At 39.2% G+C, this 15443-nt stretch carries 13 protein-coding genes, 1 riboswitch and 1 other annotated feature; of the genes, 1 reads left to right on the top strand and 12 read right to left on the bottom strand.

Going from position 1 to position 15443, the window contains the following annotated elements:
* Positions 1-105: 105 nt before the first annotated feature.
* Positions 106-564, bottom strand: a complete 459-nt coding sequence (locus KI363_RS15750; RefSeq protein WP_212966947.1) for an HAD family hydrolase — start codon at positions 562-564, stop codon at positions 106-108.
* A 95-nt stretch (positions 565-659) separates the two neighbouring features.
* Positions 660-1982: a multi antimicrobial extrusion protein MatE gene (locus KI363_RS15745; RefSeq protein WP_281414138.1), complete on the bottom strand. Its 1323-nt coding sequence runs from the start codon at positions 1980-1982 to the stop codon at positions 660-662.
* Positions 1983-2247: 265 nt separating this feature from the next.
* Here KI363_RS15745 and KI363_RS15740 point away from each other — a divergent pair, with 265 nt between their 5' ends.
* Complete coding sequence (locus KI363_RS15740; protein WP_246516903.1) at positions 2248-3840, top strand: catalase; 1593 nt, start codon at positions 2248-2250, stop codon at positions 3838-3840.
* 60 nt (positions 3841-3900) lie between these two features.
* Here KI363_RS15740 and KI363_RS15735 read toward each other — a convergent pair whose 3' ends face one another.
* The 10 genes from KI363_RS15735 to mutM all read right to left on the bottom strand — a co-directional run bounded on the left by KI363_RS15735 (position 3901) and on the right by mutM (position 15194).
* Positions 3901-5202, bottom strand: a complete 1302-nt coding sequence (locus KI363_RS15735) for a nucleobase:cation symporter-2 family protein (protein WP_158322509.1) — start codon at positions 5200-5202, stop codon at positions 3901-3903.
* Entirely contained in the window at positions 5202-5786 is a 585-nt protein-coding gene (locus KI363_RS15730; RefSeq protein WP_212966946.1) for a xanthine phosphoribosyltransferase, read from the bottom strand. Before KI363_RS15730 ends, KI363_RS15735 begins: the two co-directional genes overlap by 1 nt.
* Positions 5787-5926: 140 nt before the next feature.
* Positions 5927-6028, bottom strand: a riboswitch (purine riboswitch).
* Between the two features lie 364 nt (positions 6029-6392).
* Complete coding sequence (thrS, locus tag KI363_RS15725; RefSeq protein WP_158322507.1) at positions 6393-8321, bottom strand: threonine--tRNA ligase; 1929 nt, start codon at positions 8319-8321, stop codon at positions 6393-6395.
* 68 nt (positions 8322-8389) lie between these two features.
* Positions 8390-8621: a binding site (T-box leader), on the bottom strand.
* A 44-nt stretch (positions 8622-8665) separates the two neighbouring features.
* Positions 8666-9493, bottom strand: coding sequence for a putative sporulation protein YtxC (locus KI363_RS15720; protein WP_246516904.1), 828 nt, complete (start codon positions 9491-9493; stop codon positions 8666-8668).
* A gap of 385 nt (positions 9494-9878) precedes the next feature.
* Positions 9879-10814 (bottom strand): primosomal protein DnaI, encoded by a 936-nt coding sequence (gene dnaI / locus KI363_RS15715; protein ID WP_212966944.1) that lies wholly within the window; start codon positions 10812-10814, stop codon positions 9879-9881.
* A complete protein-coding gene (locus KI363_RS15710) occupies positions 10798-12204 on the bottom strand; it encodes a replication initiation and membrane attachment family protein (RefSeq protein WP_212966943.1) in 1407 nt (468 codons plus the stop codon). Before KI363_RS15710 ends, dnaI begins: the two co-directional genes overlap by 17 nt.
* A 16-nt stretch (positions 12205-12220) precedes the next feature.
* The gene (nrdR, locus tag KI363_RS15705) at positions 12221-12676 is read right to left on the bottom strand and encodes a transcriptional regulator NrdR (protein WP_158322554.1); all 456 of its coding nucleotides are present in this window, start codon (positions 12674-12676) and stop codon (positions 12221-12223) included.
* Between the two features lie 200 nt (positions 12677-12876).
* On the bottom strand, positions 12877-13473 hold the full coding sequence (gene coaE / locus KI363_RS15700; protein ID WP_158324146.1) for a dephospho-CoA kinase: 597 nt from the start codon (positions 13471-13473) through the stop codon (positions 12877-12879).
* A 29-nt stretch (positions 13474-13502) separates the two neighbouring features.
* Positions 13503-14135, bottom strand: a complete 633-nt coding sequence (gene ytaF / locus KI363_RS15695) for a sporulation membrane protein YtaF (protein ID WP_158324145.1) — start codon at positions 14133-14135, stop codon at positions 13503-13505.
* Positions 14136-14366: 231 nt separating this feature from the next.
* Positions 14367-15194: a DNA-formamidopyrimidine glycosylase gene (gene mutM, locus KI363_RS15690; RefSeq protein ID WP_158324144.1), complete on the bottom strand. Its 828-nt coding sequence runs from the start codon at positions 15192-15194 to the stop codon at positions 14367-14369.
* Positions 15195-15443 lie beyond the last annotated feature (249 nt).

Below are 15443 nucleotides of genomic sequence, written 5' to 3'. Positions count from 1 at the left end.
GGAATCTGCGGAATTGGATTATTCATTGCAATCACCCCACGGTATTCATACCCTTACCCTTCGATAGGACGTGGGGGAATTCCTGCAAAAAAAGATTTTAGGCTTTTAAAGGGGCGCGGAATATGGGAAATAATGATCAATCTCACCTGCTGCAAGCCTGCTTCTTTGCGCTTCCCCAATTCCATTCGATATGATGGCTAACTTATAGTTCTTATGTAGAGTAGATAGCAGATCTTGTGCGAACTGTTCAAAATGGCAGGTATGACAAAACGTATCCCAATATCGACCAGCTAATACCTGTGATGCGGAATGATCTAATTTTAATTCTGATAAAGTATCTCTAAAAGAATATTCGAGCACCTCTAATATATGATGACCTGCTTTATTTCGATCGTTCCAATACTGCATATTAACCCGTTGAAAACATCCCCAAAAATCATCCCAAATAAAAGCTTCCTCCTGACTGATCTCATGTTCCTCTACAGTTCGTTTCATTGATTCCCTTTCACTTATCGAATAATTGAGAAGTGTATTATCTAAATCAAAAATCACAGCTTTATACATCTTGCTACCCCCTTTCTTCTCCATCTAATATTAGTATACATCAGAAAGGGAAGACTTGTTAGGTATATTCAAAAGATTCCCACTCCATTTTCCCTTTACCGGATATTTTCCTCTAGAGTAGAAAGGACAGGCTCTTTACTTACCTGCTTAACATTAAATAGAACAACCCCCAGTCCTGTCAGTTCACCAATGGAGATAGAGGCAGCGCCGATGATACCATTCCACTGTGGGAAAAAGGCTACGAAAATAATTAGGCAGATCACAACCGTGACCAAATTAGCAATCTGTCCAACTAGCATTTTCTTCGTCCGCTTTTTGAGCATTAAATAGCCATTTAGGAAATCCACCCAGGGAAATAATAAGGCACGAAAAAGAAAAAAGGTCAAAACAACAATCGTCATGTTTGATAAAGAGGGATCCGCTCCCATGATCACCTTCATAAACCATGGTCCCAACTTTGTGACACATAATATACCTAACAAAAGTGTGGGAATCAGGCTAATGATCACCATAAAACGAATCACTTTTTCCCTGTGATCATTGTAAAATTGCAAAACAATTTGATGGGTAAACATAAAAAAGCTTAGAACCAATTGACAAATACTATAAGCCAACGCAAATGAGGCAATACCCGCCTCCATATTATTTGTTTTCGCTAAAAAGGCATAAATAACAGGAATGAGCAACGTCTGGATCACAAAAAAGAGAACAAGTGGTGTGTAAAATTGTAGCATTTCCTTTTTCCCTACAGATGGTTCCTTATTATCCTTTTGCCGTCGTAAAAGCCGTTGTCCCCTCCATACACTGATCAGCATTTCTACCAGCATACCAACTAAAAAAATAAGAGCCCCGACCATACTTGTGACACGGTCTGTTGTGATAAATATATAAGCAACCACTAGCATGGCAATAAGCCGCAGCACGACACCAATCGTGATCCATTTCGTTTCTAGCTGATTGATCATAAACCCTTGATAAATCCCCCGAATTCCCGAGAAAATCACGACTAAAGTAATCACTTTAAAGGTTTGGGAAATCGTATACACCATATCTTCGCTAGCGTTAAAAAATTGTATAAACAACCAATCTCCTATTTTCGTATAGCTTATGGCTAAACTGATGGCCACGATGATACCTGTCACTTGTAAAAATAGAATCGTAATCCTTTTAAATGACTGAGGGTTTTTCACTAAAGCTGAGCTCGTTTGGCGCAGACTAATAATCGGACGCTCAATAATACCGAATAACGAAAAAGCGACTGCATAACAGGCGATAATAAAGGTGGCATTTTCGCCTCTGCTTAATGTTCCATTAATAATAATATGTGTAAAAGACGTTAAACTTGAGGATAAAGCTAAAGGAATAAAAAATGCACTTAAATCATTGTATGTAAGCTTATTTTTCTTTGAAGTACTAATAGTACCACCCTCTATTTTTCGATACTCGAAAGATTCACTATTGCTTAATCTCTTTCAAGGATCTTTTTTGTTTTAATACATTTAGAGTAACAGAAATAACAACGTTGTCAAAGTAGTTTTTTATCCGGTCGTTATCTCGTCATTCTACATCCATTCTATTAAATAAATCTCTCTTTCATCACCTTAGAAATTCAGGACTATTTCCAACCTTTTCGGGAACATTAACCATAGAACTTATATTATAACAAAAAAGGATGGGAATCATTTGGACAAAGAACACTCCAACCACGAAACCAATATTGAAAAAGAAAATACGCTAACCAATCGACAGGGACACCCTGTCACGAATAACCAAGATATCAGAACCGTCGGAAATCGCGGCCCAGCTACTTTAGAGAATTATGATTTCATTGAAAAAATTAGTCATTTTGATCGAGAGCGGATACCGGAGCGTGTTGTACATGGGCGTGGGGCTGGAGCTCATGGCTATTTTGAAGCATATGGAACAGCGGGTGATGAACCTATCTCAAAATATACCCGCGCTAAGCTCTTTCAGGAAAAAGGAAAAAGAACTCCTGTTTTCGTACGCTTTTCAACCGTGATTCACGGAGGACATTCCCCTGAAACATTGCGTGATCCACGCGGATTTGCCGTTAAATTTTACACAGAAGATGGTAATTGGGACTTAGTTGGAAACAATATTAAAATTTTCTTTATCCGGGATGCGATCAAATTCCCTGATATGATTCATGCCTTTAAACCTGATCCAATCACGAATGTCCAAGATAATCAACGTTTTTTTGACTTTTGCTCCAATTCCCCAGAATCTTTTCATATGGTCACATTTATTTATTCTCCATGGGGAATTCCCGCAAATTATCGGCAAATGCAAGGATCTGGCGTCAATACGTACAGATGGATCAACAGTGAAGGAGAAGCCGTATTAGTCAAGTACCACTGGGAACCAAAACAGGGGATAAAAAACCTTACCCAAAAGGAAGCGGAAGAAATCCAAGCAAAAAATTTTAACCATGCTACACAGGATTTATACGATGCCATCGAACGAGGCGATTATCCAGAATGGGAGTTATTTGTCCAAATCATGAGCGATGATGAGCATCCAGAATTAGACTTTGACCCCTTGGATGATACAAAGTTGTGGCCTAATGATCAATTCCCTTGGATTCCAGTAGGAAAAATGGTCTTAAATAAAAATCCTGAAGATTATTTTACAGAAGTAGAACAAGCCGCTTTTGGGACGGGTGTCCTTGTCGATGGTCTCGATTTTTCTGATGATAAAATGTTACAAGGACGAACATTCTCTTATTCTGATACCCAACGTTATCGAGTTGGCGCCAACTATTTACAATTACCGATTAATGCAGCTAAGAAACGAGTGGCTACGAATCAGGAGGGTGGACAAATGCGCTATGCACCCGAACGAGCTTCTGGTAAAAATCCACATATTAATTATGAACCATCTATTTTAGGTGGGTTAGAAGAAGCGAAACAGCTTGGGAAAGAACATACTCCTGAGGTAAAAGGCAAACTTGTAAGAGAACCGATTGATCGTCCCAATAACACAAAACAAGCCGGGGAAACTTATCGTATGTTTGAAGACTGGGAGAAAGATGAGTTAATTAATAATCTTGTCAATGACCTTTCAGCATGTGATCAACGCATTCAAGACAAAATGATCGCTTTAGCTGAAGAAGCAGATGAGGAATATGGCCGCAGATTAAGAGAAGGATTAAAGAATACGACGAAAGAGCATGACCCAAATCCACTTGGCGCCAAAGATGCTGAAAAAGTGTCTAAGGAAACCATGGAAGACAGTCATGATGCCGATCCATATTAGAAAATTCTCTAGACTAAAAAACCGACAGTTTCAGCGGGAACTGTCGGTTTTTTTCTATCATCATGCACTTTGTTTCGATGTGACAACTAATGCTTTCTTTTTAGTTGGCAACATATTAAAAAGGATATTCAATACGATTGCTGTTAAACTTCCCGCAACGATCCCATTACTTGTTAAAATTTGTAACCCCGTTGGTAAGGCGGTGAATAAATCAGGGGCTACTGTCACACCAAGTCCAATCCCAACCGAACAAGCAATAATCATGGAATTTTCTTGGGAGTCGGTAATGATTTTGCTGAGCATTTTAATTCCTTGGGAAACAACCATTCCAAACATTGCGATCATGGCTCCGCCTAATACTGAATCCGGGATTATCGTTGTGACAGCAGCGAGCTTAGGTAAAAAACCTAATCCAATCAACATCGCAGCCGTGATCACGATCACCCTTTTTGAGCGGACACCTGACATCTGTATTAAACCAACATTTTGTGAAAAGGTTGTATAAGGAAAGGCGTTGAAAATCCCACCAATCACAGAGGCTAATCCCTCTGCCCGATACCCTTTTGCCAAATCTTTCTCTGTCAGCTTTCGTTCACAAATATCACTAAGTGCGAAATAAACACCTGAGGATTCAACTAGTGACACCATCGCAACTATTGTCATCGTCAAAATGGCCGACCATTCGAAAGTGGGATAACCGAAGTAAAAGGGCTGCACCATATGAAAAACAGACGCATCTCCAACAGGGGCAAAGCTCACTTTCCCCATGATGATCGCGGCAATCGTCCCAGCCACTAATCCCAATAAGATCGAAATCGCACGTATAAACCCTGAGGAAAAGCGATAAATCAGGACAATTAATATCAAAGTCCCGAAGGATAGGCCAATATTAGAAAGTGAACCAAAATCGGGCGCACCTTGACCACCACCCATATTTTGAATCGCAACAGGGATAAGGGTAATCCCAATAATCGTGACAACTGAACCTGTAACAACAGGGGGGAAAAATTTCACAAGCTTACCGAAAAAGCCACTAATTAGAACAATCATAACGCCTGAAGCAATAATTGATCCATAGATAGCTGATACGCCATATTCTCCACCAATCGCAATAATCGGTCCAACCGCTGTAAATGTACAACCAAGCACAACAGGTAACCCAATTCCTGTAAATCGATTGCTAAAGAGTTGAAGAATCGTGGCGATTCCACACATTAAAATATCAATGGATACTAAATAAGTCAATTGCGTAGGATTAAATTGCAAAGCCTTCCCAATTGTTAAGGGGACAATGATCGCTCCTGCATACATAGCTAACAAATGCTGAATACCAAGTGTTGTCGACTTTAATGCATTCTTCATTAAGCCTGTTCCTCCTCCGCAAAGACGACTTTTCCATTTTCTAAAGAAGATACGATTGCAAGTGATTCAACGCGGATTCCTTGTTTACGGAGAAGTTCTCCTCCTGATTGAAAACCTTTTTCAATTACAATCCCAACACCTGAAAGACGAGCCCCTGCCTGTTCAATAATGTCGATCAAGCCAAGCACCGCTTGTCCATTCGCTAAAAAATCATCGATGATTAAGACAACATCATTTGGCTGAATAAAATCCCCTGAAACGGAAATTTCACTTGTTTCCTTTTTAGTAAAAGAATAAACACTTGCCGTATAAAGATTTTTTGATAGTGTTAAAGACTTCCGTTTACGTGCGAACACAACCGGAATATCCATAATCAAACCAGCCATTGTCGCCGGTGCAATTCCAGAAGACTCAATTGTCACGATTTTCGTGATCCCTGCCTCGTGAAAAAGCTTCGCAAATTCTTGTCCAATTTCTTTCATAAGCTGTGGATCAATTTGATGATTCAAGAAAGAATCTACCTTTAACACGGTATCTGATAGTACTTTTCCTTCTACTTTAATTTTATTCTTCAATGCCAGCACAGTGATGTCCCCTTTCGTCATTTACAACACGTATAAATAAAAAAACTCCAAGACCTTGCTTCCCTCACACAAATGGGAGCAAAGCCTTTGAGTTTTAACATCTCAAAAGGAAAAAGAAAACACGCCAACGGCTTGCGTTTTCTTCAAAGCTTTGCACCCATAGTCGATTTATTTACGGTAAATCGGTAGAAACTTACAGGCCATATTCCTGTGATTATATGAGTGTACTATAAAATTGTCGAATAATGTTATTATAGCATGTCATGATCAATTTTCAATGGATAATCTTTCTATTGACATTTTTTTACATCATTAATAAAAAGGAGTTCTATTTGGCTTTCAATTTATCGGATAATCGTCAACCAGCCAATGGAATAGAAATCTATAGATGCGTCTATACGACCAGTTTTCTGATTTTCCCATGATTCCGGGCACTATGAACGTGCCTATATAACCGATGTTTTAATTTTTACATGATTTTGGGCTCTATGAACATGTCTATATGACCGGTTTTTGAATTTTACACAATTTCGGGGTTATTATGAACCGCCCATATCCTGTATTTTTAAAAAAGCGTGGGCGCTATAATAAAGCACCCACACTTTTCTAAATGATATCAACTTCCTCTTTTAAAGAAGCTAGAAAGCTTGCAAATGGAATCGTTTCTGATTTTTTCTCCCCATATTTTCTTACATTGACCGCTTGTTCTTTAATTTCATTTTCCCCTACTACAAGCATATACGGGATTTTCTTTATTTGTGCTTCACGAATCTTATACCCCATTTTTTCGTCACGTTCATCCAATTCCACACGGAAGCCTGATTTTTTCAATTCGTCTACTACTTGTTTTGCATAATCAAAATGGGCTTCTGGTGAAACAGGAATCACAGCAACTTGAACCGGAGCAAGCCATGTTGGGAAGGCTCCCTTGTATTCCTCAATCAAGAAAGCAACGAAACGCTCCATGGTTGAAACGACTCCACGATGGATGACAACAGGACGATGTTGCTTGCCATCCTCCCCAACATATGTGAGATCAAATTTCTCAGGTAATAAGAAATCTAATTGCACAGTTGATAAAGTCTCTTCTTTTCCAAGCGCCGTTTTCACTTGAACATCTAGTTTCGGACCATAAAACGCCGCTTCTCCATCAGCTTCATAATAGTCTACGCCTAGCTCGTCCATCGCTTCTTTCAACATGCTTTGCGCTTTATTCCACATTTCATCATCATCGAAATATTTTTCTTTATCTTCGGGATCGCGATAAGACAAACGGAAACTATATTCGGTCAAATCAAAGTCTTTATAGACCTCTTCAATGAGTTGTACAACACGAATGAATTCTTCTTTAATCTGGTCTGGACGGACAAAGATATGCGCATCATTCAACGTCATTCCGCGAACACGCTGCAAGCCAGATAAGGCTCCGGACATTTCATAACGGTGCATCGTTCCAAGCTCCGCAATCCGAATTGGCAACTCCCGATAGCTATGGATATCATTTTTATAGACCATCATATGATGTGGGCAGTTCATAGGACGAAGAACAAGCTGCTCATTATCCATATCCATAATAGGGAACATATCATCATGATAATGATCCAAATGACCGCTTGTTTTATAAAGATCAAGACTACCTAATACAGGAGTATAGACGTGATCATAGCCCAATGAAACCTCTTTATCAACAATATACCGCTCGATAATCCGACGGATTGTTGCTCCCTTTGGTAACCAAAGTGGAAGACCTTGCCCAACTTTTTGTGAATTGGTAAAAAGACTTAGTTCTTTGCCGATTTTACGATGATCACGTTCCTTCGCTTCTTCGCGGAATTTAAGGTATTGTTTTAAATCGTCTTTCTTGAAAAAGGCTGTACCATACACCCGTTGCAGCATTTTATTCTCACTATTTCCACGCCAATAGGCTCCTGCGATACTAAGCAATTGGAATTCTTTTATTTTGCCTGTAGAAGGCACGTGCACTCCGCGACATAAATCAGTAAAATCCCCTTGCTCATAGACAGTGACTTTTTCATCTTCTGGAATCGCATCAATTAGCTCAAGTTTGTATTCATCATTTGCAAAGATCTGCTTCGCTTCTTCACGAGAAACTTCTTTACGGACAACTTCAATATTTTCACTAATAATCTTCTTCATCTCTTTTTCAATAACAGGAAGATCCTCAGGGCTAATCGCATGGTCTAAATCCATATCATAGTAAAACCCATCCTCAATGACTGGCCCCACACCAAATTTGGCATCCGGATAAAGGCGTTTTACTGCTTGTGCCATAAGGTGTGCCGTACTATGACGTAATATTTCTAGAGCATCTTCGCTTTCAGGTGTAATGATTTCTATTGAACCATCTTCTTCAATGGGAGTTTTAAAATCAATTAACTTTCCATTCAATTTGCCGGCGAGGGCTTTCTTTTTGAGACTTGGACTGATGGATGCGGCAATATCTTCGGTCGTTGTGAGCTTCGTAAACTCCTTCACAGAACCATCAGGAAACGTAATATTCAATTGATCCGACATTTGACTGCACTCCTTTTTTCTCTTTCATTGAGGACATTTTTTGAAAAAAACAAAAAACCCGCCCCTAGCAAAGGGACGAGTTTGATACACGTGGTTCCACCCTAGTTTTCATAAGACTGAATCGCTTATGACTTTGGATTCTTTTTAACGGATTACTCCGCCAACCATTACTGACTTATGTCTCATTCATGATTGGAGTTCAAAGGTGGTAAGGATTTCGTTCGTGTTGGAAAGCTCTCAGCTTTACTTTCCTCTCTGGATACCGTGACGAAACACTCATGTCCTTCTCATTACATGTCCTCATTTTATTTATGTAGCCATTATAGCTACATTTTTAAAGAAAATCAAGAGTGCTTGGTATACGCCTGGGCTAAACGATAGAAATAATTTGTCGAAAATACCGCTATTCTTTCTTCAAAGATATTTTTTAATGTACGAATGAGTGGTTGATCTTCATCTTTTGTATATAAAAATATTTTATTCGGGGCCATTGAAAGAAGTGGTGCAATCACAGCAGAATCCACGTAAACTGGATGATTCGATAAAAGTCTTGGATCGAGTAATCCTTGGATCTCCTCTTGCTTCATTTCCTTTAAAGCCTCATCATAAAAGGTTTCAGGTCGATCTAAAATAAGATGGACAATCGATTGCCTTGTAACACGGTCATGTAAATAATCCCTCAATGTTTGGACAAAAACTTGATAATCTTGTTCCATTTTATATTCATCAATCGCAATCCCTAAATACGTTGTGACCTGTTTAAAATATTCCTTTAACCGAAATCTCAAAAAAGAGTCAAATGCGACCGTTCCCTTAAAATCAAGTAAATCTATAACAGCTTCACGTAGAATTGATTCTTCCTTCACCACTCCTGCTAAAGCCGTTAATTCCTTTCTCTCTCCAGCAAACATTTCTGACACAACCTCAATAATGTCATGCCGTTCATTCTCACTTTCAAACCTATATTTCTTTTGAAGAACTTGATCCAGCCATTCATTTCTTTTCACGGTTTGGATATATTGAATAAGAGCAGATACATATTGATCTTTGTTTGTGTCAATCGGTTGAAATGAATATATAAAACGGCCTCGTTTTTCCTGAAAGGAATCCTGCAAGCCATTAGTAGCTAAAAAAGACTTAAAGCGGATTGCCTCTTTAATAGATTTGAACATTAATTCCAAGCCTGCTCCCCCTTTACTCCGCATTGGTACATGTATATGAAGTTTCGGTAGGACTAGACCATAAAATTTTAGAAAAGCGGAAGCGCCCGTTTAGCGACGTACAAATTTGGAGAATAAGGTTGAAAAAGGATAAACGGCTAAAGGCGCCACGTCCTGTGGCAACGCCGTTTTGACCAATTTCCTGTTGGCCTCCGTCCTGGCGGCAGACTCAATCGCGACGTCCTGTCGCTTCGTCTGCACTAGTACATCCTTGTACGTCGCAACACCTTTGTGACCAACGTCCTGTTGACTTATCGTAAGAAGGCACCGAAAGTTTGCTAGTCGCTGGGCGCTGGAGCTAGATCCAAAAAACAAAACACCTGTTTAAAGCAGGTGTTTAATGATGTCTCCGATTAGAACCCGTTAATTTTATCGGAGAGGCAAGGTACTTAATTCTTTCCATAATGCGTGCAGCTTTTAATTTTTCTTCTTCTCCACGCTGGGAATATGTTAAATGGTGTTGCAAATCATGAAAGTTAAAATTAGAACTAAAAAAAGTAGGTAATTGTTCGTGCATGCGAAATTGGAGGATCGACCCTAATATTTCATCCCTTGTCCAGCTTGTCATCGACTCGGCCCCAATATCATCCAACATTAGAATCGGCGCCTTTTTTACAACTTCTAATTTTTCATTCATTGTTTGATCAACTAAAGATTGTTTCATTTCTCTGAAGAACTCAGGCACGTAGACAATGAGTGAAGAAATTTCCTTTTGCGCAAGCTGATTAGCAATCGCTCCTAATAGATAGGATTTCCCAACGCCAAAATTCCCATATAAATACAAGCCTTTCATTTTCAAGCCTGGTTGATAGGCTGAGGCAAATTGTTCAGCAAATTCAAATGCATCTATTCTGCCCGGCTCATCTAAAGTAAAATCAGCAAAGTTTGCTTGCAATATTTCTTTTGGAACATAAATACTTTTGATGAGTCTCTCTGTTTTTCGCCGTTCATCTTCCATTATTTTGCTTGGACATGGTCGATAAAAAAGCTCAATTTTCCCATTTTCAAATGTGAGAACAGGTTCATACCCCGGCATAATATTTTGACAGTGATTCAGTCCAGAACAGTTGGCACATTTTTTTGTCTGTGACACAAATTCATGGAGTTTCATTAAGCTCTGTTCAATGATATGGTCATTCATCTCACCCTGATGCATTTGCAGGAATGCTTGCACATCCGCGTTCGCCAATACTTCCGTTTTTAATTGCTCATATCTTTTTTGAAAATTAGGAGAGCGAGACAGTCTACCTAACGTTCTATTGATTCGCTCCATTTCGGTCACCTCCATGTTGGCGGTATTTCTGTTGAATGGCTTCTAATCGTTTCCTTTTCTCTTCCTGTTCCTGATCAAAAACAACTTTTTCAGTTGCTTGTGGCTCGATAAACCAATCCGGTAATCTTTCCGTCCGTATTGGCTTATTCCTTTTTTGCGTCGGTGTCTTACGGTCATTCGCCCATTCTTGGTATTGACGATGTTCACTTTTGGCTAGATCCATTGCTTCCTTGACCGTTTTAATTTTCTTTCGAGACCAATGTGAAGCAATTTTTGCCAGATAACTTTTGGAAAGTTTCATATCTGTTTTTAACATGACATAGTGAATCAAAACATTGATCACACCGGGCGGAAGCTTCTGGTGAAATAAAACATCCTCTACAGCCTGCAAATCTGATGGGGCAGGCTCCCCGCCATCCGCTAAATCAATTAAAAATTGTCGCGGTGAAATCGTCTCTAAATAGGAGATTAGTTGCTCTTCTTTGGTTTTCGGTTCAATCACATTTCTGGCATAAACAGGTTGAACACGATCAACCAATTGGGGCAATTGATGATCATGTTCTAATTGATACCAATCACGGGCCGCTTTTCGTAACTCCTCGATATCGATCGTTTGATCAGCATCCAAACTAGTTAGAACAATATTTTTCATATTAACAGCATCAATGGAGTATAAAAAGGCTAGTTTAGAAATAGCCTCTTTTACTTCTTGGGTAAAGACTCGTCTAGGAACCATGATTTCTGACAACCCGGAAAATAGTACCTCAAAGTTAAACTGTTCCCCATCAATTTTAATAAGGTTTGGTTCCTGACGACGAAAGAATTCTTGCTGTTCACCCGGCTGGCTAGCTGTATGGGCTTCCTGATCTGTTAAAGCCTCAGAGCCTAATGATGAAAACACATCCTGAAACGAACGAGTCCATTCTTGGTATCCACTCAAGTCTACTTTTTCATCCATAAATAACCGTTTCAGTTTTAAAAACTGTGATTTCCCTATTTTTTGATATAAATATATATTTAACATGCCATCTGTAAAGAAACCTTCTGCAGATAAAGGTGGTTGCAAATCATATAAATAGGAACGATTATCGGCTTCTGTTTTTACGTATGTTTTTAATAAACCAATTCCTTCCAGCTTCAGACGAGCTTGAAAAATTTCCTCCAAGTTTAGATCAAGAAAATTCATTAAATGGTAATGGTTCAACCTTTCCGACCAAAGTCGATTTTCTTGGACTCTGTTCCATAAAGTATAGTATAAGGCTGTGCTAACTGGACCAATAAGAGGTTGGTATAAAGAATCAATTATCTTTTGATCTTGGGGATGCAACACACCATTCATTTTCACAATAAGGGAATCAATCGGTTGAATTTCACTCCAGTATGGCTTCAAGACAAACACACTCTCATCAATCTTTTTTTATTAAATCCTTTAGTTCATCTAAGAAAACATTAATATCTTTAAATTGTCGATAAACAGAGGCGAATCGCACATAGGCGACTTCATCGATTTTCGATAATTTATCCATGACTTTTTCCCCAATTAGTTCCGAGTTCACTTCTGCTTGTCCAAGCGAACGAATTTCCCTCTCAATTTCATGTGTCATTTGTTCAAGTTGATCTAGTGAGACTGGCCTTTTTTCACAGGCACGAATCAGCCCCCTTAAAATTTTTTCACGACTAAACTCTTCACGAATCCCTTCCTTCTTTACAACAATTAATGGTGTTTCTTCCACCCTTTCAAATGTTGTAAAACGAAAAGAACATTCCTCACACTCTCTTCTTCTTCTAATTGCCCTTACGTCATCAACCGGTCTTGAATCGACTACTCGAGTTCCATTATGCTTACAAGACGGGCATTTCATCATACCAGCTCCGTTCAAATCAATATATTCTATTTTATCATTATACCTTAATTCGGCATCAAAAAACAAAAGGTGACTTCTCTAAGAAAAGCACCGAAAGTTTGCTAGTCGCTGGGCGCTGGAGCTGGATCCAAACACTAGCCAATTTTTATACTTTTTTCCTTAAAAGAAAAGAAAACCTAGTAAAGTAGGTTTTCTCATTATGGATGAAGGGACCATTGTTTTATAAGTTCCTCTATTTGTGATCTAGTCTCTTCCAGCTCTCCATTGTTATCAATCACAGCATCAGCTAATTTTATTTTTTCACGAAGTGGCATTTGCGAGGCTATTCGTGCTAATGCTTCAGATTCAGATAAATGATTTCTCTCCATCAATCTTTCTAATTGTACTTGTTCTTCAACAAACACAACGATGGTTTTTTCCACGAGATTGGTTAATTTGCTTTCAAATAATAACGGAATATCATAAATAATGGTCTGTTTTCCGACTGCCAATGCTTCATTTTTCCAACTTTCCATTTGTTTTCGGACTGCTGGATGCACAATTGAATTTAATTTTTGGCGTTTGGCCTCATCGGAGAAGATGATCGATCCCAGTTTACTTCTATCTAATGTTTGATTTGGTAAAAGAATTGACTCTCCAAAAACCTGCACAATTTCTCGATATGCAGGTTGGTCGGGTTCGACCACCTTCCTTGAGGCAATATCTGCATCAATTATTACGAAACCTTTTTCTTTAAACATTTGTGAAACTGTACTTTTTCCACTTGCAATTCCACCGGTTAAACCGACCATCATGAAGTAGCTCGCCTCTTTCAAGTCTTACTCTAGATTTTTAATACGCCGATCAAAATCAATAAAACGCCTGGTACAAAAGCAAAATGTTGGATCCAGTTGGTCTTTGCGAACAAATTGCCAATTTGTAGGCCCGATTTAAGAAAAATACCACTCATTAGCGCTGCAGAGCCAGCAAGCACCCAAGGAGAATATCCTAGCATCGCAGCCCCAATTCCGGCTCCAAACGCATCCAAAGATAAAGCCGCCCCCAAGAGCAAAGCCTCAATGCCGGTTATAGTCCCAGATAGGTCAAAATCTGCTCTTGTTGGTTTTTTAAGAATGTGAATAACGATCCCTAATGATTTAATTTCCCAGTTCACTACCAACTTTTCTACTTGTTCGTGATGACCTTGTTCTGTTCTAAAAAATTGAAATACCACCCAGGCACCAATCATAATTAAAATAATTCCACCAATCCGGTTGGCAGCTGTTGGTGACAAGACTTGCATGATCATACTTCCGGCAAACATTGCGGTAAGAAGAGATATTGCCGTACAAAGAGCGATAATCAATAGTGATTTATACGGAATACGCATCTTGCGTAATCCATATGCTACTCCTGTACTAAAACTATCAAGACTAATCGCAAATGCAAGCAACAAGAGTGATAATGAAACGCCCATAACTTCACACCTTCCCATATCAGCAATGACTACATCAGTATATGAGAAAAAAGCATGGGTGGTTAAACGAATTGAATAGATAATTGCCTAATTCTTTATCAATCAATAGCTTACTTAGACATCCTTGAAGGAAAAGTTCAGCGGGTACTGGAGCGACTACTTATTCCCTTATGTGAAGAAACACTGGCGGACACGTCTTTTGTCCGCTACTTTTTTGTGATTCGAGCACGATCATATCTGCTGACATTGTGGACAGAAGTGAGTTCCCCGTCCTGCTACCTTCGTTTTCTCAATTTCCATTCCACAAAATGGGCATGGTTCACCATTTTTTCCATACACTTTTAATTGTTCCTGGTATGAACCGCTAAGTCCATGAGAATTCATATAGGAGTTAACAGAGCTCCCTCCTGCTTCTATAGACTCTAACAATGTAGTTTTCATTTCTTGCAAAAGAGGGATAACTTCTTCCTCCGTTAATGTTTTCGAAACACGCTCAGGATGAATTTGAGAACGAATCAGTACCTCGTCTACATAAATATTACCAAGTCCTGAGACAATGGTTTGATCAAGTAAAACAGCTTTAATGGCTCGATCCGTTTTGCTTAATTTCTCCAATAAATACGCTAATGTACATTCGTCCGAAAATGGTTCAGGCCCCAATTTAGAAAGTGGTAATTGATCATTCTCTGTTCCTTTTGAAAATAAGTGCATGGTGCCAAATTTTCGAACATCCCGGTAAAAAAGGGAAGAGCCATCCGTAAAGTGAAAGAGGATATGCGTATGTTTATCGGGGTCATCCTCATTTTGATGTAAACGATAATTCCCTTCCATTCGCAAATGCGACACAAGCGAATAATCATCCAATTGAAAAATTAAAAACTTCCCTTTCCTTTGTACATTGTGTATAAGCTGTCCTTGTAAAGCATCTTGGAATTGTTCAACTTCCAATGGATGTTTAATGATTTTAGGCCAACGAATGGAGACATTTTTTATTTTTTTCCCTGCCACCAATTCGTTTAGTGACCTACGTACTGATTCAACTTCTGGCAATTCGGGCATCTTCTTCTCTCCCCTTAGGCAAACGCCTTTCGCTTTTCTTTTTGGTCTAGCTACAGGCGTTAGGGGCTCGAGGTCAAATAACCTGAAACTGCCGAAGGGAAAAAGCACCCTTCTTCAGTTTCAGAACATTTGCTTGTCGCCCCTAGGCAAACGCCTTTCGCTTTTCTTTTTGTCTAGCTACAGGCGTTAGGGGCTCGAGGTCAAATAACCTGAAACTGCCGAAGGGAAAAAGCACCCTTCTTCAGTTTC

The sequence above is a fragment of the Lederbergia ruris genome (assembly GCF_018332955.1).
Lineage (GTDB): Bacteria > Bacillota > Bacilli > Bacillales > Bacillaceae_C > Lederbergia > Lederbergia ruris.
Note: the sequence above shows the minus strand (reverse complement) of the source record. Positions and strands in the feature narration are given on the sequence as shown.